Consider the following 17,788-nt stretch of genomic DNA (forward strand, 5'->3'; position numbering starts at 1 on the left):
CGACTCCGCGGCGCGGAGACGAGGAAGGAGAACACCCCATGGGCAGCATCAGAGTCGGCCGACGCCAGGCCAAGCCCGACTCCACCGGGCACGTGCGCGGCATGCATCAGGGCAACACAGGACCCTACGGCCACCAGACCGGACACCACGAGGACGGCACCGCCGACGCGCGCCGCTCCACCGGGATCCATTGGAAGCGGCACGACGCCCTCCTCGACGTCATGCCGAACATCCCGCCGGGATGAGGAACGACAGGGAGCCGGAATGAAGGTCCAAAGAGCAGACGGCGCGCAGGGCGCGACCACGGGACGGCAGCTGCTGATGGCGGAGGCCGCTCTGGCCGGTGCCGTCGCCCTGGCGCTCCTCGTCCGGGAGTGGCCCAGCCTGAGGCGCGAATTTCGGATCTACCGGTTGGTCGGCGGCTGGCGCGCAGGCCGCCGCTACCCGTGAGCCGACCGTGCACGAGTTGTCGATCGCGACCGCGATCATCGAGCGGGCCGACGAGCTCGCCCGGGCGGACGGCACGGACGCCGTCTCGGCGGTGACCGTCCGGGTCGGCGAGCTGGCCGGGGTCGTACCCGACGCACTGAGTTTCGCGTTCGAGGTGGCCCGCGACGGCACCGCCCTCGCCGCGGCCCGGCTCGTGGTGGAGCCGGTCCCCGCGCAGGCCTACTGCGGCGCGTGCGCCGAGGAGTTCCCGGTGGGCATGCCCCCGTTCTTCTGGTGCCCGCACTGCGACCGGCCCTCCACCGATCTGCGCAGCGGCCGGGAACTGGAGATCACCGGGATCGAGTGACATGCACGAGGCCCCGCCGGAGCTCGATGGTCCGGCGGGGCCTCGTACGTCCGGGTCAGCAGATCCGCGGCAGCTGCTCGCCGAGCGGCAGGTCCACCACCCGGGTGCCGCCGAGGCCGGTGGAGACCACGACCATGCCGGGGTGCTCGGCCACACACTCACCGATCAGCGTGGCCCCGGCGCCCTGCGGGTGGGTGCGCATCGCCGCGAGGACCTCGTCTGCCGCCGCCGGCGGCACGAAGGCGACGAGCCGGCCCTCGTTGGCGACGTAGAGCGGGTCGAGGCCCAGGAAGCCGCAGGCGTTGGCGACGGCGTCCGGCACCGGGATGGCCCGCTCCTGGAGGCGGACACCGGTTCCGGAGGCGCGGGCGATCTCGTTGAGGGACGCGGCCAGGCCGCCGCGGGTGGGGTCGCGCAGGACATGGATGTCGGGCGTGACCGCCAGCATGGCCTCCACCAGGTCCGCGAGCGGCGCTGTGTCGCTGGCGAGCTCGACGCCGAACTCCAGGCCCTCCCGGACGCTCATGATCGCCACTCCGTGGAGACCGATCGGACCGCTGACGATGACGGCGTCACCGGGCCGCGCACGCTGGGGACGGATGTCCACCCCGTCGGGAACGAGCCCCACACCGGCGGTGGTGACGTACACACCGTCGCCGTGCCCGGACTCCACCACCTTGGTGTCACCCGTGGCGACGACGACCCCCGCCGTCTCGGCCGCCGCGCCCATGGCGCGCGCGATCCGTTCCACCACGGTCAGTTCCACGCCCTCTTCCAGTACGAAGGCGGCGGACAGGTAGGCGGGCCTGGCGCCGCTCATCGCGAGGTCGTTGACGGTGCCGTTGACCGCGAGGTCCCCCAGGCAGCCGCCGGGAAAGAACAGCGGCCTGACCACATAGGAGTCGGTGGAGAACGCCAGCCGCGCGCCGCCCAGTTCGAGGACGGCGGAGTCGGCGAGCCCGGCGAGGGTGGCATTGCCGTAGGCGGGGACGAAGACCTGCTCCATCAACTCCGCGGACAGGGCGCCGCCCCCTCCGTGCCCCATCACCACCACCGGCTGGTCGCGAAGAGGCGCGGGACAGGTCCAGCCCGCGGGGTCGACGGTTTCGGAGAGCTCAGGCAACGGGGTTCATCTCCTCGCGCGCGGCACGGTCGGCCTGCGGCGTCGCGGCGTTCATCCGGCGGTAGAGGTAGTAGGCCGCGCAGGCGCCCTCGCTGGAGACCATGGTGGCGCCGAGCGGGGTGCGCGGGGTGCAGGTGGTGCCGAACGCAGCGCACTCGGTCGGCTTGATCAGTCCCTGGAGCACCTCGCCGGCACGGCACTCGGCGGGCTCCTCGGTGCGGATCCCGGTGACGTCGAAGCGGTGCTCGGCGTCGTACGCGCGAAACGCCTCGGTCAGCCGCCAGCCGCTGCGGGGGATGGGCCCGATGCCGCGCCAGTTCCGGTCGGTGACCTCGAAGACCTCCTCGATCATGCGTACGGCGGCCGGGTTGCCGTCCTCGCGTACGGCACGCGCGTACGCGTTCTCCACCCGGTGCTCACCGCGCTCCAGTTGGCGCACCGCCCGGCGGATGCCCTCGAGGATGTCCAGCGGCTCGAAACCGGTCACCACGAGCGGCACCCGGAACCGCTCGGCCAGTTCGGGATACTCGGCGGTGCCCATCACGCTGCACACATGCCCGGCGGCCAGGAAGCCCTGCACCCGGCATGCGGGGGCCGTCATGATGGCCTCGATCGCCGGGGGAACCCGCACATGCGACACCAGGAGGCTGAAGTTGGCCAGCCCCAGGCGGCGCGCCTGGTGCACCGCCATCGCGTTGGCGGGGGCCGTGGTCTCGAAGCCGATGGCGAAGAAGACCACCTCGCGGTCCGGGTTGCGGCGGGCCAGCTCCAGGGCGTCCAGCGGTGAGTACACCACGCGTACGTCGCCGCCCTCGCCCTTGACCCGGAACAGGTCCCGGTCCGTGCCCGGAACCCGGAGCATGTCGCCGAAGGAGCAGAAGATCACCCCGGGACGCGCGGCGATCTCCAGCGCCTTGTCGATGACCTCCAGCGGGGTCACGCACACGGGGCAGCCTGGCCCGTGGATCAACTCCACCTGCTCCGGCAGCAGTTGGTCGATGCCGTGCCGGATGATGGAGTGGGTCTGCCCCCCGCACACCTCCATCAGGGCCCACGGCCGGGTGGCGGTGGCGCGGATCTCGTCCAGCAGCCGCCGGGCCAGATCGGGATCGTTGAACTCGTCGATGTACTTCACCGGGCCTCGCTCTCTCGGGGTTCCTCGGTCACGGCGGCGACTCCCGCATCCCGCGACGCCTGCTCCCAGGCGTCGCCGAACTCCTCCTCCAGCAGCCCCAGTTCCTCGAAGAGCTGCAGGGAGGCCAGAGCCGATTCCTCGTCCAGGCGCTGGAGCGCGAACCCGACGTGGACGATGACGTACTCACCCACCCGCACGTCCGACACGTACTCCAGACACGCCTGTTTCTGCACACCGCCGAAGTCGATCAGCCCGGTGAGCGGGTCGGCACTGTCGTCGATGGCCACGACCTTGCCGGGCACTGCCAAACACATGGGTCACTCCTTTTGTCGTTCGTGCGCCGCGACCACGAGTTGTCCAAGGGCCAGTCCGCCGTCGTTCGGGGGGACTTCACCGTGCCGCAGCACCATGAAGCCGTCCTCGGCCAGCAGCCGCGTGCACTCCTCCTCCAGCAGCGCGTTGGCGAAGACCCCGCCGCTGAGGGCGACCGTGGCCAGGCCGGTGTCCCGGCGCGCGAGCCGGCAGATCTCCAGGACGGCCCTGGCGACGCCGCGGTGGAAGCGCGCGGCGAGCACGGGGGCAGGGGTGCCGCGCCGCAGGTCGGCCACCAGTGCGCCGAGCACCGGTGCCGGGTCGCACATGCCGGAGCCGATACCGAAGGCGTACGCCGAGGTGTCGGCGTCCCGGGCCGAAGCAGCCGCTGCCTCCAGCTCCAGAGCCGCCTGGGCCTCGTATCCCGCGCGGTGGCACACACCCACCAGGGAGGACACCGCGTCGAAGAGCCGGCCCATGCTGGAGGTCGCCACGCAGGCCACCCCGCGCGCCAACTGCTGTTCCAGGAGGGTCAGTTCCGTAGCCGAGCAGGCGGCGACGCAGGGCAGATCCGCGTCCCACCGCAGACCCGCGGCCCACAGCCGGGCCAGGGCCAGACGGCACGGGTTGGCGACCCCGGCATCTCCGCCGGGCAGCGGGGCGGGGGAGAGGTGGGCGAAGCGCCGGTGACGCGCGTAGTCGGCGAGGAGGATCTCGCCGCCCCAGACGGTGCCGTCGTCGCCGTAGCCGGTGCCGTCGAAGGCGACGCCGATCACGGGTGTGGTGCCGTCGAGGCCGTGCTCGGCCATCGCGGAGGCGAGGTGCGCGTGGTGGTGCTGGACGAACACCGGTGTGCGCCGGGATAGTTCGGCCGCGCGTCGGCGGGCCCAGCGGGCCGAGTGGTAGCCGGGGTGCCGGTCCGCTGCGACGAGTTCGGGGTTGACGCCGCTCAGCCGCCGGATGTGCCCCTCCGCGCGCTCGGCGGCCGCCAGCGTGGTCAGGTCCCCCATGTCGCCGATGTGCGGGCCGAGCCAGGCCTGGTCGCCCTCGCCGACGCACAGCGCGTTCTTGAGGTCGCCGCCCACCGCGAGCGCGGGCCGCACGGCGACCGGCAGCCGCAGTGGGCGGGGCACATACCCCCGGGACCGCCGCAGCACCTGCTCGCTGCCGTCGCCGCGCACCCGCAGCAGGGAGTCGTCGCACGGTGAGGCGATCGCCCGGTCGTGGGCAAGCCAGGCGTCGGCCAGCCCGTCCAGCCGGGTCAGCGCCTCCTCGTCGTCCGTGACGATCGGTTCCCCCGACCGGTTGCCGCTGGTCATGACCAGTACACGTGGGCCCGGCGGATCACCGGGCAGCCCCAACAGCAGGACGTGCACGGGCGTGTACGGCAGCATCACGCCGAGCTGCGGGCTGCCCGGGCACACACCGGGAGCGAGGCGCAGGTGCTGGGCCGGTGTCCGCGGGCGCAGCAGGACGATGGGGCGGCGGGCGCTGGTGAGTGCCGTGCGCTCGGCCGCGGAGAGCAGGGCGATCTTCTCCACGGTGTCGAGGTCCGCGCACATCACCGCGAACGGCTTGCCACCGCGCTCCTTCCGGGTGCGCAGTGTGTCGACGGCTCGTGCGTCGGTGGCGTCGCACGCCAGGTGATAGCCGCCGAGGCCCTTGACGGCGAGGATGCGTCCGGCCGCCAGTAGGGCCCGGGCCTCCACCAGGGCGTCGCCGTCCCGCGCAGGACGGATCCCGCTGTCGGCCGCAGGCACCAGGCGCAGCCGGGGACCGCAGTCCGGGCAGGCGACGGGCTGGGCGTGAAAGCGGCGGTCGGCGGGGTCGCCGTACTCCCGGGCGCATGCGGGACACATCGGGAAGCCGGTCATCGTGGTGACCGCCCGGTCGTAGGGCATCCCCGTGGCGATGGTGAAGCGGGGGCCGCAGTGGGTGCACGTGACGAACGGGTGCCGGTGGCGGCGGTCGGCCGGATCGGCGAGTTCCCGCAGACAGTCGGGGCAGGTCGCCGTGTCGGGCGGGAGCAGCGTGCGGCCCGCGGACCGTTCGGTGGCGCGGATGGTGAAGGCGTCGTCCGCGCCCGTGGCGGGCAGGTCCTCGACGCCGACGGCGGTGACGGCGGCCAGGGGTGGAGGCTCCGTGGCCAGCAGGCCGCAGAAACGGGCGACACCGTCCGGCGGGCCCTCCACCTCGATGAGTACGCCGCCGGCCGTGTTGCTCACGAACCCGGCCAGCGCGAGATCGGTGGCCAGGCGGTGCACGAAGGGGCGGAAGCCCACGCCCTGCACGGTGCCGCGCACGACGACACGGCGGCGCACGGCCTGCGCTGCCGGAGCGGTCACGAGACGCGGCTGGCAGCAGGGCCCGTGGTCTGCTGCGCGTGCTCGTGCTCGTGGCCGTGCGGGTGCGGCGCGAGAGGGGGCCGGTGTACAGGGGCCCCGTCCCGCGCGGCGAGCACCCGCTCCAGCACGGTGGCGACGCCGTCGCCACTGCGGGCGCAGGACCGTACGACCTCCACCCCGGGGTTGACCCGCTGCACATGGGCGGCGAAGGCGGCCTCGTCGAAACCGGCGGGCTCGGCCAGATCGGTCTTGGTGAGCACGACCAGATGGGCGGAGCCGAAGGCCGTCGGGTACTTCAGCGGCTTGTCCTCGCCCTCCGTGACCGCCATCAGGACGATCCGCAGGCTCTCGCCGAGGTCGTAGGCCGCCGGGCAGACGAGGTTGCCGACGTTCTCCACGAACAGCACCGCGGTGTCCGCGGGCAGCCAGCTCTCCACATGGCGGCGGAGCTGCCGGGCCTCCAGATGGCACAGCCCGTCCGTCAGCAGCTGTTTCACCGGCGCCCCCGAGCGGGCGAGCCGGTGGGCGTCGTTCTCGGTCGCCAGGTCGGCGGTGAGCGCGGCCACCGGGATGCGCCGCTCCACCGCCAGGGCCAGCACCTTCCCGAGCAGTTCCGTCTTGCCGCTGCCCGGGCTGGACAGCAGGTTGACGACGCCGACCCCACGCCGGCCCAGTTCCTCGCGCAGGCTCGCGGCCAGGCCGTCGTTCTTCGCGAGGACGGCCTGGGTGACGTCGTCCATGGACTCGCACATGGGCGCTGCTCCTCGCGGTCGTTCGACGGAGTGGGTGTCGGTGCGTCACCGATCCTCGACGCCGCCGGCCACCGGGAGCGGGACCTCGGCCGCGGACGGGTCCGTGGATTCGTCCGGGCGGCTCAACGAAGGCGTGGCCGCGGGGTCGGCGAGCAGTGCCGGGACCAGCGTGTGCAGGGCTGTGACGGCCCTGTCGACCGCCTCGCGAACCGGTGCGCTGATGCCCGGGACGATGTCCTCGTCGCCGCGTGGCCGCACCTCGGGCTCGCAGGCGAGAACGAGGACGCGCGGCAGCGGCTCGTCGCCCAGGTGGGCGGCCAGGGCCAGCACCTTGGCCGGATCCATGCCATGGGCCTCGGGCGGAGCGGCATCCACGGTGTCGTCGGGCAGTTCCGGCTCGATCAGCGACAGGGTGCCCGGCCGGTGCCCCCGCGCGGCCGCGTCGACCAGGACGGCCGTGTCGTAGCCGTCCAGCAGTTCGTACGCGAGATCCATGCCGCGGATGCCGAAGTCCCGTACCCGGGCCTCGGGAGGCAGCGGCCGCCGGTCCAGGGCTCGGATCACCTCGGGGCCGAAGGCGTCGTCCGCAAGGAAGATGTTGCCGACGCCCGCCACCAGCAGGCGGGTACCGGACCGCGTCACCGGTCACCCCCGGCGACCTGGTCGCCGGCCGGGGCCAGGGGCCGTGTCTCGCCGTTCGGCAGCTTGCGGACGAAGGCGGAACGCAGGGCGTGGTACGGGGCCTGCGGATCGAAGAAGATGGCACGCATACGGGCGAGTTCGTCCCGGCGGTACTCCGCGAGCGGCTGCCGTGCCTCGTCCGCCTGGCGTGCCGCGGCCTTCGCGGCGATCCGCTGCGGGAGGTCCGGGTCGCTGGCGAGTTCGGCCGCCAACCGTTCGGTCTCGGCGGTGAACCCCTGTGCCGGGGCCTCCACCAGACGGTCCACCAGCCCGATCCGTGCGGCGCGCGCGGCGCTCACCGGCAATGCCTCGGTGGTCAGTTGCAGGGCCGTGTCGGTTCCGACACGGCGCGGCAGCGTGTACGTCCAGAACTCCGACCCGTAAAGGCCCATCCGCCGGTAGTGCGGGTTGAGGACGGCGCCGGTGCGGCACCACACCTCGTCGGCGGCCAGGGCGAGCATGACACCGCCGGCCGCGGCGTTGCCGCCGAGCGCCGCCACCACCATCCGGTCCGTGGTGCGCAGCACCGCCTCGACCAGGTCGTCCATGGCGTTGAGGTTGGACCAGGACTCGCCCGCGGGGTCGGCGGCCGCCTCGATGACGTTGAGATGGATGCCGTTGGAGAAGAAGTCGCGGGCTCCGCCGAGCACCAGCAGCGAGGTGGGGCGGGTGAGCGCGTACCGGTAGGCGGCCAGCAGCCGGCGGCAGTGCCCGGTGCTCATCGCCCCGCCGGGGAAGGAGAAGCTCAGGAATCCGATGTCGCCGTGCTGCCGGTAGCGGATGTCGCTCCAAGTGGTCCTGCCGGGGGCCAATTCGAGCGGTGCCGCGGTCTCCGGCAGCGACGGGGCCGGGAGGGAGGCGAGCACGGAGGCCGCCGGACGGCGGAACGGCGCGGGGTCGCCGGAGGCCTTGCGGGGTCGCAGCTCCGGAATCCACACCGACCCGTCCCGGGTGGCCCGGCAGACCGCCCCGGCACGCGTCGCGAGCAGTTGCCCGGGGTGTCCGTGCAGCCGGTCCTCGAAATGCCCGCCGTGCAGGAACACCTCCTGGCCGCAGAGTTCGTCCAGGACTCCCGGCTGGGAATCGGCCCCGCGGAGCTTGCGCAGGACCGTCTGAGTCGTGTCGTTCTCCCAGTCGATCCTTCGCTGCTCCCGGCGGAAGAAGTCGCGCCACACCACCCGGATCGCGGGATCGCTCTGCGGCTGCGGCTTGAACGATCCGTCGGCGTACCGCCGTACCGCCAGCCGGACGGCGGTCGAGGCGGCGTCGGAGGCCTCGCCCCGGTACAGGTCGCTCTTGCCGACGGGCGGCACCGGGAAGGGCTCGGCCGCCCACACGGCGCCCGCGTCCATGGCCGACTCGGCCTGCAGCACCGTCACCCCCCAGTGCGAGGCGCCCTCGGCGATCGCCCAGTCCAGGGAGGACGGGCCGCGGTCGCCGGGCGGCCCCGGGTGCACGATGAGGCAGGTGTGCTCCTGCCAGATGTCCTCCGGCAGCGCCGTCTTCAGCATCGGGGCGATGATCAGTTCAGGGCGGGCTTCGTGAACGGCGGTCCGGATCGCTTCGGAGCCGTGGGAGGCGAGCACGACGTCCACCTGGTGCCCTTCGTCGGACAGTTCCGCGTACACACGCTGGCACAGGCTGTTGAACGCGCTGGCGACGAGCAAGATGTCCATGACGCGGATGATCGTCGGTATGCGGGAGGGCGAGAAGGACCACGGCGGCGTTTCGTGGTCCGGCGTCAGGTCTCTTGCTCCATCCGGATCGCATTCCTCAGGTCCTCGAACTCCTCGCTTCGGTCGCCCCAGTGCATTTCGAGCAGCGCAGCGGCGATCGCGTCGAGCCTGCGCTGGACCGCGTGCTCGGCGCGCATCCCGGCGTTCTTCAGCAGCGCAAGGAGTCATGAACGGGGCTCACCCCGCCACCCGCGCGGACGGCGCTCGTGGCCGTCCCGACGGCGGGGTTGCACTCGGGTGGTGCAACCCCCGGGCCAACCCTCTCGGCCCGTGCCGGCCCCGGACCGCCGAGACCGGTCCTAACCACCCCACCGATCCACCGCCGCCAGCACCGGCGCCACCCCGTCCTCCCCGCGGATGCGTGCCCCCAGCGTCTCCGCGCGCCGCGCGAACGCCGGGTCTCTGGTGGCACGCATCAGTGCCGTGGCCAGCGTGTCGGGGGTGAGGTGACGCAGCGGCAGGGTGCGTGGGGCGACGCCCAGGGAGACCAGGCGGGCGGACCAGAAGCCCTCGTCGAACTGGATCGGTACCGGTACGGCCGGTACCCCTGCGCGCAGACCCGCCGCCGTGGTGCCCGCGCCCGCGTGGTGGACCACGGCGGCCATGCGGGGGAAGAGCGCGGAGTGCGGGATGTCGTCGACGGTCAGCATGTCGTCGCCGCAGGCCCCGAGGCCGGCCCAGCCGCGCTGGATCACTCCGCGGAGGCCGGCCCGGCGCAGGGCGCGCACGATGCAGGCGCTGAGCCGCTCGGGATCGGGCACGGTCGCGCTGCCCAGGCCCACGTAGACGGGTGCCGGCCCCGCGTCGAGGAAGTCCCGAACAGGAGAAGGGAGTTGGGGCTCTGCGTCGTACGGCCACCAGTATCCGGTCACCGACAGGCCCGGCCGCCAGTCGTCCGGGCGCGGCACCACCAGCGGGCTGAATCCGTGCAGCACCGGCCGCCCCTGCCGCTCCCGCGCCCGCCATGCCGTGGCGGCACTGACACGGGGCAGCCCCAGTCGCTCCCGTACCGCAGGCAGCGCCCCGGCGAAGACCTGCTCCACGGCCAGGCTCACCGCGTGCCCGGCGATCCGGTTGCCCACTGCTCCCAGCGAGCGGACACCCAGCATCGGCGGCCCGAACTCCCGTGTGGGAGCGAGGGGTTGGAGGGGCACGTCCAGGTAGGGCAGGGACAGGCCCTCCGCGATGGTGTGCCCCAGCGGCCCCACCGAACCGGACAGCAGCAGCATGTCGCTCGACCGGGCGGCTGCCACCAGGTCGTCCGTCATCCGCCCGACCAGCGCCCGCGCCATCGCGACCACCCGTACCAGCTTGCCCACACCGGTCGCGCTGCGATGCAGCCCCCGCCCCCGCGAGGACTCCAGTTCCGCCCGCGGGTCCACGGGCAGCGGATGGAAACGGATCTTCGACCCGGCCACGAGCGGCTCGAAACGGGCATGTGTCACCAGAGTGACCTCGTGCCCGGCACGGGAGAGCCCGTGTCCGAGTCCGGTGTACGGGGCGACGTCGCCCCGGGATCCCGCTGTCATGATCGCTACGCGCACGACGGCCAGTATGGCGCCGCCGTACGCATTTCAGCGAGAACGCCCCGTCGAGAAAGGCCACTTCGCGACTGTCGCTTCCGTTGACTTGACGCTCACTGGGCTCTACTTTCGGCGCGCAACGCGTTCGGATCACCGATCCTCGTTCGATATGTCGAATGAACGGAGCCGCATGTACCCCCCTCCGCGCTCGACCCGCAGAGGTCTCGCAGGCCGCTGCAGAGCCGCCGCCGTACGCCTCCTCGCCCTCGCCGTCACCGCGGCCGCCGCACTCCTGTTCGCGGCACCCGGCCCCGCCCAGGCGGCGACGACCCGTCAGATAGCCGTGCCCACCGCCCCCATGGGCTGGGCCTCCTGGAACAGCTTCGCCGCCAAGATCGACTACAACGTCATCAAGCAGCAGGTCGACGCGTTCGTCGCGGCGGGGCTGCCGGCGGCCGGCTACAAGTACATCAACATCGACGAGGGCTGGTGGCAGGGCAGCCGCGACAGCGACGGCAACATCACCGTCGACACCAGTGAGTGGCCCGGCGGGATGAGCGCCATCGCCGACTACATCCACAGCAAGGGCCTCAAGGCCGGCATCTACACCGACGCCGGCAAGAACGGCTGCGGCTACTACTACCCGACCGGCCGCCCCGCCGCCCCGAACACCGGCAGCGAGGGCCACTACGACCAGGACATGCTCCAGTTCTCCAAGTGGGGCTTCGACTTCGTCAAGGTCGACTGGTGCGGCGGAGACGTCGAGGGACTCGACGCCGCGACGGCGTACCAGTCCATCAGCGACTCGGTCGCGAAGGCGACGGCCACCACCGGCCGCCCGCTCACCCTCTCGATCTGCAACTGGGGCAAGCAGAATCCCTGGAACTGGGCGCCGGGCCAGGCCCCCATGTGGCGCACCAGCACGGACATCATCTACTACGGCAACTCCCCGTCGATGACGAACCTGCTGTCCAACTTCGACCAGACCCTGCACCCGACGGCCCAGCACACCGGCTACTACAACGACCCGGACATGCTGATGGTCGGCATGGACGGCTTCACCGCCGCCCAGAACCGCACCCACATGAACCTGTGGGCCATCTCCGGCGCGCCGCTCCTGGCCGGCAACAACCTCGCCACGATGACGTCGGAGACCGCCGGCATCCTCAAGAACCCCGAGGTCATCGGCGTCGACCAGGACTCGCGCGGTCTCCAGGGCGTGAAGGTCGCCGAGGACACGACCGGGCTGCAGGTGTACGGCAAGGTCCTCGCCGGCACCGGCAACCGTGCCGTCGTCCTCCTCAACCGCACCTCCTCCGCCCAGAACATCACCGTCCGCTGGTCCGACCTCGGTCTGACGAACGCGTCCGCGACCGTGCGTGACCTGTGGGCGCGGGCCAATGTCGGTTCGTACGGCACCAGTTACACCACCAGTGTTCCGGCGGGCGGCTCGGTCATGCTGTCGGTCACCGGCGGGACGGAGGCGGCCGGCAGCACGTACACCGGTACCTCCGGCTTCTCGGGCGTGGTCGCCGGGAACACCGGTATCAAGGTCGTCGACGTCTCGTACACCAACAACACCTCCAGCGCCCGCACCGGCACCCTCAAGGTCAACGGCCAGGGCGCCACCACGGTCTCCTTCCCGCCGACGGGCTCCAGCCCGGGCACGATCTCGGTCCAGGTCGGTCTGTCCAAGGGCTCCGCCAATTCGCTCACCTTCTCGGGCGCCCCGGCCCTCGACTCGATCACCGTCAGACCTCTGCCGGGTGCAGGCGGCTCCCAGGTCGTCGGCAAGCAGTCCGGACGCTGCCTGGACATCTACAACAACACGATCACCAACGGCACCCAGGCCGAGCTGTGGGACTGCAACGGCGGCCAGAACCAGGCCTGGACGTACACCTCCCGCAAGGAACTCGTGGTGTACGGCAACAAGTGCCTCGACGCCTACAACCAGGGCACGACCAACGGAACCAAGGTCGTCATCTGGGACTGCAACGGCCAGAACAACCAGAAGTGGAACGTCAACAGCGACGGCACCATCACCAACGTCAACGCCGGCCTCTGCCTCGACGCCTACAACAACGGCACGGCCAACGGCACTTCCATGGTGCTGTGGTCCTGCGGAACGGGCGACAACCAGAAATGGACGCTGTCGTAACCCCGGCCTAGGCGAGCGGCAGCAACAGGACGCCGACTGCCACGACCGCGGCGCACGCCAGCAGCCAGCCGGCCAGCAGGCGGCGCCGCAGGTCGCGGTAGGCGTCCTCGTATTCCTCCCGCACCTCGTGGGCGCGCTCCGCCGTGCGCCGCCACGAGGCGCGGGCGACCGCGAGGTACTCCGCCTCGAAACGGCGCTCCACCTCCTCCCGCTGAGACTGCGTCAGCCAGTCGAAGGGGGCACTGAAACGCGCGGCGGCCGTACGGCCCTCATCGCGGGCCGCGGCGATCAGCAGGTGCCCCTCGATCTCGTTGAGGAGCACCTGCGCGTCCTCACTGCTCATGGCGCCGTCAACTCCCTCTGCGGTGCCGCATCCTGAAGGTGGTGCAGGTCGAATGCCGGAGATTCGCTGCGGATCCGGGGGAGTGCGGTGAAGTTGTGCCGCGGGGGCGGGCAGGAGGTCGCCCACTCCAGGGAGCGGCCGTAGCCCCACGGGTCGTCGACCTCGACCTTCTCGCCGTACTGCGCGGTCTTCCAGACGTTGTAGAAGAACGGCAGGAACGACATTCCGAGGAGGAAAGAGAAGATCGTCGACACCGTGTTGAGCGTCGTCAGGCCCTCCACCGCCAGATAGTCGGGAATCCGCCGCTGCATTCCGTTCACACCCAGCCAGTGCTGGACCAGGAAGGTGCCGTGGAAGCCGATGAACAGCGTCCAGAAGGTGATCTTCCCGAGGCGCTCGTCGAGCATCTTGCCGGTGAACTTGGGCCACCAGAAATGGAATCCGGAGAACATCGCGAACACGACGGTGCCGAAGATGACGTAATGGAAATGGGCGACGACGAAGTAGGTGTCGGAGGTCGGGAAGTCCAGCGGCGGCGAGGCGAGCATCACGCCGGTCAGGCCGCCGAAGACGAACGTGACCAGGAAGCCCGTCGCCCAGAGCATCGGGGTCTCGAAGGACAGGGACCCCTTCCACATCGTTCCGATCCAGTTGAAGAACTTCACGCCGGTCGGGACGGCGATGAGGAACGTCATGAAGGAGAAGAACGGGAGCAGTACACCGCCGGTGACGTACATGTGGTGGGCCCACACGGTCACCGACAGACCCGCGATGGCGATGGTCGCGCCGATCAGGCCCATGTAGCCGAACATCGGCTTGCGGGAGAACACCGGGATCACTTCGCTGATGATGCCGAAGAACGGCAGCGCGATGATGTACACCTCCGGATGGCCGAAGAACCAGAAGAGGTGTTGCCACAGCAGGGCGCCGCCATTGGCCGCGTCGAAGACGTGCGCACCGAATTTGCGGTCCGCCTCCAGGGCGAACAGGGCCGCGGCCAACACCGGGAAGGCCAGGAGCACGAGAACACCGGTCAGCAGCACGTTCCACGTGAAGATCGGCATGCGGAACATGGTCATGCCGGGCGCGCGCATGCAGATGATGGTGGTGATGAAGTTGACCGCACCGAGGATCGTGCCGAAGCCGGAGAAGGCCAGACCCATGATCCACAGGTCGGCGCCGATGCCCGGGCTGCGGACGGCGTCCGACAGCGGGGAGTAGGCGAACCAGCCGAAGTCGGCCGCGCCCTGCGGGGTGAGGAAGCCGCCGACGGCGATGGTCGAGCCGAAGAGATAGAGCCAGTACGCCAGCATGTTCAGCCGGGGGAAGGCCACATCCGGGGCGCCGATCTGCAGCGGCATGATCCAGTTGGCGAAGCCCGAGAACAGCGGCGTCGCGAACATCAGCAGCATGATCGTGCCGTGCATCGTGAACGCCTGGTTGAACTGCTCGTTCGACATGATCTGCAGGCCCGGACGGGCCAGCTCGGCGCGCATGAGCAGCGCCATCACACCGCCGACCAGGAAGAACGCGAACGACGTGACCAGATACAGCGTTCCGATCGTCTTGTGATCAGTGGTCGTCAGCCACTTGAGGTGCCTCATGCCCCGCCTGTGTCCGGTCCGGGCACGCCGGTCACACTCAAGTGACGCGAGGAGAATCACGGAAACGGGTGTGACGATCCGGATGGTGCCGGACACGAACGGGACATGAGCAACGACGAGATCTTCGCCGCTGCCTATCGCGAGCACTACTGGGCGGTCAGCCGCTATGTCGCGCGGCGACTGGACGGGCGGACCAGCGAGGTGGAGGAAGTGGTGGCGGAGGTGTTCACGGTCGCCTGGCGACGCCGGGCCGACCTGCCCGGGTCCCCGCTGCCCTGGCTGTACGGCGTGGCACGCAACTGCCTGGCGAACGCGGTACGCGGCTACGGGCGGCGCCGCCGGCTGGTCGACCGGCTGGGCAACGACGAGACCGCGCACGGCCGGCAGATCGTGGCGAGCCCCGACGCGGACACCCCGGGCGCCTGGGTGCACGACGCCCTGGGCCGCCTGTCCGAGGCCGACCAGGAGGTGCTGCGCCTGACGGCATGGGAGGAACTGGGCGTGGACGAGGTCGCCGTCGCCCTCGGCTGCGGCACAAGGGCCGCATCGATGCGGCTGCACCGCGCCCGGCGCCGGCTGAGAGCCGAGATAGACCGCATGGGGCCTTCGCGCCCCACCGCGACCTCCGCCGACGCGACCCCCTCGAAGGAACACGGCCATGGCTGACGAACTCGAACTCCTGCGTCGCGCCAACCCGGTGCCCGTCGACGGCCCCCACTACGGCGACGGCCCCCTCGACCACGACGCCGAACGCCGGCTCAACCGGCTGCTGCACGAACGCCCCAAGGGCCGCCGCCGCACCCGGGTTGTCTGGAGCCTCGCGGCCACCGCCGTCGTCGCCGCGACCGCGCTGACGCTGCTGCTCGGCGGCCCGAGCACCACCCCCGCGGTCGCGGCGCCCCGCCCGCTGGTCGTCCAGGCCGACTCCACCCCCGTACCTCTTCAGGAACTGGCCGACCGCGCGCAGCGCCAGGCCACGGCGGAGAGTGCGCCGCAGCTGCGCAAGGGTACGCATGTGCAGTCCTGGAGCATGGGCATGAGCGACGCCAAGCCCCCCGTGACGCTCCCGGAGGAGCGCGTCGTGCGCTGGAAGGCCGACGGCAGTCATACCGAGCTCGTCGTGGCGACCGACCCGCAACACCCCGGCCGGCCGGTGCTCCGCGACGACGGCGGCGATCCGCACCTGGTCGAGGACGGCCACGTCATCAGCAGGCAGACCTATCCGCCCAGCTGGAGCGACGCGCCGCCCGAGTCGCCGCCGCCGAACGACCCGGCGCGGCTGCGGGCCTACCTCCAGGAGGCCGCGTACACCCACACCCGGCTGACTACCCCCGAACTCCTCGACGCAGTCGCGGTGTTGCTCGACCACTGGACCCTCGGCGCCCGCGAGTCCGCGACGCTGGCCGGGCTCCTCGCGGGCACCGAGGGACTGCGGCCGGTCGGCCAGGTCACGGACCGGCTCGGGCGGCGCGGCCAGGCGTACGAGTACGAGGGCGCCGGCTACCGCCGAATGCTGATCATGCAGCCGTCCACCGGTGCCGTCCTCGGCCTGGAGACCGTCTTCACCAAGCCCGAGCACGAATACGGCGTCAAAGCCGGCGACGTCGAGTCGTACAGCGCCTGGATGCGCTGATCACACCCCGAGCTGCCGGGCGGCGGCCTCGACGGTCTGCTCCAGCAGCGTGGCGATCGTCATGGGACCGACACCGCCCGGCACCGGAGTGATCAGACCGGCCCGCTCCACGGCGGAGTCGAAGTCGACGTCACCGACGTTGCCGGGGTTGTAGCCGGCGTCGATCACGACCGCGCCGGGCTTGAGGTCCTCGCCCCGGATCAACCGCGGCCGCCCCACGGCGGCGACCACGATGTCCGCCTCCCGTACGACCGAGGACAGGTCCCGGGTACGGGAGTGGCAGTACGTCACCGTCGCGTCGCGGGCGAGCAGCAGCATGCCGGCCGGCTTGCCGAGGATGGCGCTGCGGCCCACGACCACGGCCCGCTTCCCGGACGGCTCGACGTCGTACTCGTCGAGCAGCCGCATGATCCCGCCCGGCGTGCACGACACGAAGCCGGGCAGGCCGAAGCTCATCGTCGCGAAGGACGCGAAGGTGACGCCGTCGACGTCCTTCTCGGGCGCGATCGCCTCGAACGCGGCCCGCTCGTCGATGTGCTCGCCCATCGGGTGCTGCAGCAGAATGCCGTGCACGCCCGGGTCGCTCGACAGCGAGCGCAGGGTGTCGACGAGTTCCTCGGTGGTCGTGGCGGCGGGAAGTTCCACCTGGCGCGACTCGATACCGGCCTTGCGGCAGCGGTTCCGCTTCATCCGGACGTAGGTGACGGAGGCGGGGTCCTCGCCGACCAGAACCGTGGCCAGACAGGGCGCCGTTCCGGTCCGGTGGGTGAGGTCGGCCGCCCGCTTGGCGGTGTCGTCGACGATGCGCCGGGCAAGAGAGGTGCCATCCATGAGCCGGGCCTGCGACATGATCCACTCCTGGGCTGGTTTGACGGATCGCCCAGGCGCACGGCATCGACTCCGCGTGGCCGCTCCCCGGTGGTGCTCCACCTCAGCGCCAGTCACGGCCCGCCCTCAGAGTAACCGAGCCGCCACGGCGGTCAGGAGCCGCTCTCACCGGTGCAGGACACGCCGTCTTCGCGCAGTACGAAGCGGGCGTGACCGTCTCGATCTCAGCACCGACCGCAGCAGAGCCACCAGCGCCAGCTGTTGTGCCGTGCCCGTCCGAGGCCGGGCCGGACGCACCCGTCCCAGTGCCGCACGGGCCGAGAAGGTCCAGGTCAACCGGGTGGTGACCTGGACCCTCGCGGTTCTGCCTCCTACTCGTCCCATGCCTGGATCAGGACCTCATCGGTGATCTTTCCGTCGCGCAGCGTGATCATCGACTCGGCCAGGACCCGGGTCCCGTCCGAGTACTGGCAGGACTGGCTGTAGGCGGCATGGTCGCCCTGAACGATGCACTGGTCCATTTTGTGCGTCATGTCACGGCTGTAGATGTCCTCGAACATTGCGCCGATCTCCTGGCGACCGCGCAGAACCTTGGGCTGGCTGGGCTGGGTGTTGCGGTCCACGATGCGTATCTGCGCGTCGTCCGCATAGAGCGACAGAAGATCCGCCGCAGTGTGTCCTTCGACCCCCTTGCGCAGGGTGTCGGCGTTGAAGCCGGGAGTTGCCGTGGTGCCCATGATGACCTCCTTCGAGGGCCGCGACCCGAGGAGCTGCGGGCCGCGAAGGACCTCTCCTCCGAGACTCCTCCGCCGCGGCAGG

At 71.2% G+C, this 17,788-nt stretch carries 19 protein-coding genes and 1 riboswitch; of the genes, 6 read left to right on the top strand and 13 right to left on the bottom strand.

What is annotated here, in order from left to right:
• Window positions 1–38 precede the first annotated feature (38 nt).
• Genes EDD92_RS45240 through hypA form a run of 3 tightly spaced genes read left to right on the top strand, consistent with a single transcriptional unit; the run spans window position 39 to window position 796 of the window.
• The gene (locus tag EDD92_RS45240; RefSeq protein WP_123969645.1) at window positions 39–245 is read left to right on the top strand and encodes a hypothetical protein; all 207 of its coding nucleotides are present in this window, start codon (window positions 39–41) and stop codon (window positions 243–245) included.
• 19 nt (window positions 246–264) lie between these two features.
• On the top strand, window positions 265–450 hold the full coding sequence (locus tag EDD92_RS45245) for a hypothetical protein (RefSeq protein WP_123969646.1): 186 nt from the start codon (window positions 265–267) through the stop codon (window positions 448–450).
• A 7-nt stretch (window positions 451–457) separates the two neighbouring features.
• Window positions 458–796, top strand: a complete 339-nt coding sequence (gene hypA / locus EDD92_RS45250) for a hydrogenase maturation nickel metallochaperone HypA (RefSeq protein ID WP_123969647.1) — start codon at window positions 458–460, stop codon at window positions 794–796.
• 55 nt (window positions 797–851) lie between these two features.
• Here the strand turns inward: hypA and hypE are convergent, their stop codons facing one another.
• The 9 genes from hypE to EDD92_RS45290 all read right to left on the bottom strand — a co-directional run bounded on the left by hypE (window position 852) and on the right by EDD92_RS45290 (window position 10,409).
• Window positions 852–1,919, bottom strand: coding sequence for a hydrogenase expression/formation protein HypE (gene hypE / locus EDD92_RS45255; RefSeq protein ID WP_123969648.1), 1,068 nt, complete (start codon window positions 1,917–1,919; stop codon window positions 852–854).
• On the bottom strand, window positions 1,912–3,054 hold the full coding sequence (gene hypD / locus EDD92_RS45260; RefSeq protein WP_123969649.1) for a hydrogenase formation protein HypD: 1,143 nt from the start codon (window positions 3,052–3,054) through the stop codon (window positions 1,912–1,914). Before hypD ends, hypE begins: the two co-directional genes overlap by 8 nt.
• A complete protein-coding gene (locus tag EDD92_RS45265; protein ID WP_030937812.1) occupies window positions 3,051–3,368 on the bottom strand; it encodes a HypC/HybG/HupF family hydrogenase formation chaperone in 318 nt (105 codons plus the stop codon). Before EDD92_RS45265 ends, hypD begins: the two co-directional genes overlap by 4 nt.
• A gap of 3 nt (window positions 3,369–3,371) precedes the next feature.
• Complete coding sequence (gene hypF, locus EDD92_RS45270) at window positions 3,372–5,711, bottom strand: carbamoyltransferase HypF (protein WP_123969650.1); 2,340 nt, start codon at window positions 5,709–5,711, stop codon at window positions 3,372–3,374.
• A complete protein-coding gene (gene hypB, locus EDD92_RS45275) occupies window positions 5,708–6,463 on the bottom strand; it encodes a hydrogenase nickel incorporation protein HypB (protein WP_123969651.1) in 756 nt (251 codons plus the stop codon). The genes hypF and hypB overlap by 4 nt, the downstream gene beginning before the upstream one ends.
• A 45-nt stretch (window positions 6,464–6,508) precedes the next feature.
• A complete protein-coding gene (locus EDD92_RS45280) occupies window positions 6,509–7,105 on the bottom strand; it encodes a hydrogenase maturation protease (protein WP_123969652.1) in 597 nt (198 codons plus the stop codon).
• Window positions 7,102–8,820: a hydrogenase maturation protein gene (locus tag EDD92_RS45285; protein WP_123969653.1), complete on the bottom strand. Its 1,719-nt coding sequence runs from the start codon at window positions 8,818–8,820 to the stop codon at window positions 7,102–7,104. The genes EDD92_RS45280 and EDD92_RS45285 overlap by 4 nt, the downstream gene beginning before the upstream one ends.
• Before the next feature lie 65 nt (window positions 8,821–8,885).
• The gene (locus EDD92_RS51755; protein WP_260327196.1) at window positions 8,886–9,017 is read right to left on the bottom strand and encodes a hypothetical protein; all 132 of its coding nucleotides are present in this window, start codon (window positions 9,015–9,017) and stop codon (window positions 8,886–8,888) included.
• 162 nt (window positions 9,018–9,179) lie between these two features.
• Window positions 9,180–10,409, bottom strand: coding sequence for a glycosyltransferase (locus tag EDD92_RS45290; RefSeq protein WP_123970837.1), 1,230 nt, complete (start codon window positions 10,407–10,409; stop codon window positions 9,180–9,182).
• A gap of 184 nt (window positions 10,410–10,593) precedes the next feature.
• Here EDD92_RS45290 and EDD92_RS45295 point away from each other — a divergent pair, with 184 nt between their 5' ends.
• Complete coding sequence (locus tag EDD92_RS45295) at window positions 10,594–12,561, top strand: RICIN domain-containing protein (protein ID WP_123969654.1); 1,968 nt, start codon at window positions 10,594–10,596, stop codon at window positions 12,559–12,561.
• Window positions 12,562–12,568: 7 nt separating this feature from the next.
• On the opposite strand, the gene EDD92_RS45300 is transcribed toward EDD92_RS45295, so the two are convergent.
• Both EDD92_RS45300 and ctaD read right to left on the bottom strand, forming a co-directional pair.
• Window positions 12,569–12,904 (bottom strand): hypothetical protein, encoded by a 336-nt coding sequence (locus EDD92_RS45300; RefSeq protein WP_123969655.1) that lies wholly within the window; start codon window positions 12,902–12,904, stop codon window positions 12,569–12,571.
• On the bottom strand, window positions 12,901–14,508 hold the full coding sequence (gene ctaD / locus EDD92_RS45305) for a cytochrome c oxidase subunit I (RefSeq protein WP_123969656.1): 1,608 nt from the start codon (window positions 14,506–14,508) through the stop codon (window positions 12,901–12,903). The genes EDD92_RS45300 and ctaD overlap by 4 nt, the downstream gene beginning before the upstream one ends.
• Window positions 14,509–14,613: 105 nt before the next feature.
• Here ctaD and EDD92_RS45310 point away from each other — a divergent pair, with 105 nt between their 5' ends.
• On the top strand, window positions 14,614–15,174 hold the full coding sequence (locus tag EDD92_RS45310) for an RNA polymerase sigma factor (RefSeq protein WP_123969657.1): 561 nt from the start codon (window positions 14,614–14,616) through the stop codon (window positions 15,172–15,174).
• A complete protein-coding gene (locus tag EDD92_RS45315; protein ID WP_123969658.1) occupies window positions 15,167–16,141 on the top strand; it encodes a CU044_5270 family protein in 975 nt (324 codons plus the stop codon). The genes EDD92_RS45310 and EDD92_RS45315 overlap by 8 nt, the downstream gene beginning before the upstream one ends.
• On the opposite strand, the gene EDD92_RS45320 is transcribed toward EDD92_RS45315, so the two are convergent.
• Both EDD92_RS45320 and EDD92_RS45325 read right to left on the bottom strand, forming a co-directional pair.
• Complete coding sequence (locus EDD92_RS45320) at window positions 16,142–16,990, bottom strand: bifunctional 5,10-methylenetetrahydrofolate dehydrogenase/5,10-methenyltetrahydrofolate cyclohydrolase (protein WP_123969659.1); 849 nt, start codon at window positions 16,988–16,990, stop codon at window positions 16,142–16,144.
• 22 nt (window positions 16,991–17,012) lie between these two features.
• Window positions 17,013–17,096, bottom strand: a riboswitch (ZMP/ZTP riboswitch).
• Window positions 17,097–17,340: 244 nt separating this feature from the next.
• Window positions 17,341–17,706: a nuclear transport factor 2 family protein gene (locus tag EDD92_RS45325; protein WP_123969660.1), complete on the bottom strand. Its 366-nt coding sequence runs from the start codon at window positions 17,704–17,706 to the stop codon at window positions 17,341–17,343.
• Window positions 17,707–17,788: the final 82 nt, after the last annotated feature.

It is taken from the genome of Streptomyces sp. TLI_185 (genome assembly GCF_003814765.1).
GTDB lineage: Bacteria > Actinomycetota > Actinomycetes > Streptomycetales > Streptomycetaceae > Streptomyces.

Excerpts from the sequence above, each read along its gene's own strand:
- EDD92_RS45310 (WP_123969657.1), top strand. The coding sequence starts at position 14,614 with ATGAGCAACGACGAGATCTTCGCCGCTGCCTATCGCGAGCACTACTGG.
- EDD92_RS45290 (WP_123970837.1), bottom strand. The coding sequence starts at position 10,409 with ATGACAGCGGGATCCCGGGGCGACGTCGCCCCGTACACCGGACTCGGA.
- hypB (WP_123969651.1), bottom strand. The coding sequence starts at position 6,463 with ATGTGCGAGTCCATGGACGACGTCACCCAGGCCGTCCTCGCGAAGAAC.
- EDD92_RS45300 (WP_123969655.1), bottom strand. The coding sequence starts at position 12,904 with ATGAGCAGTGAGGACGCGCAGGTGCTCCTCAACGAGATCGAGGGGCAC.
- EDD92_RS45325 (WP_123969660.1), bottom strand. The coding sequence starts at position 17,706 with ATGGGCACCACGGCAACTCCCGGCTTCAACGCCGACACCCTGCGCAAG.
- ctaD (WP_123969656.1), bottom strand. The coding sequence starts at position 14,508 with ATGAGGCACCTCAAGTGGCTGACGACCACTGATCACAAGACGATCGGA.
- EDD92_RS45245 (WP_123969646.1), top strand. The coding sequence starts at position 265 with ATGAAGGTCCAAAGAGCAGACGGCGCGCAGGGCGCGACCACGGGACGG.
- EDD92_RS45240 (WP_123969645.1), top strand. The coding sequence starts at position 39 with ATGGGCAGCATCAGAGTCGGCCGACGCCAGGCCAAGCCCGACTCCACC.
- EDD92_RS45320 (WP_123969659.1), bottom strand. The coding sequence starts at position 16,990 with ATGTCGCAGGCCCGGCTCATGGATGGCACCTCTCTTGCCCGGCGCATC.
- EDD92_RS45295 (WP_123969654.1), top strand. The coding sequence starts at position 10,594 with ATGTACCCCCCTCCGCGCTCGACCCGCAGAGGTCTCGCAGGCCGCTGC.
- EDD92_RS45285 (WP_123969653.1), bottom strand. The coding sequence starts at position 8,820 with ATGGACATCTTGCTCGTCGCCAGCGCGTTCAACAGCCTGTGCCAGCGT.
- EDD92_RS45265 (WP_030937812.1), bottom strand. The coding sequence starts at position 3,368 with ATGTGTTTGGCAGTGCCCGGCAAGGTCGTGGCCATCGACGACAGTGCC.
- EDD92_RS45315 (WP_123969658.1), top strand. The coding sequence starts at position 15,167 with ATGGCTGACGAACTCGAACTCCTGCGTCGCGCCAACCCGGTGCCCGTC.
- EDD92_RS51755 (WP_260327196.1), bottom strand. The coding sequence starts at position 9,017 with ATGCGCGCCGAGCACGCGGTCCAGCGCAGGCTCGACGCGATCGCCGCT.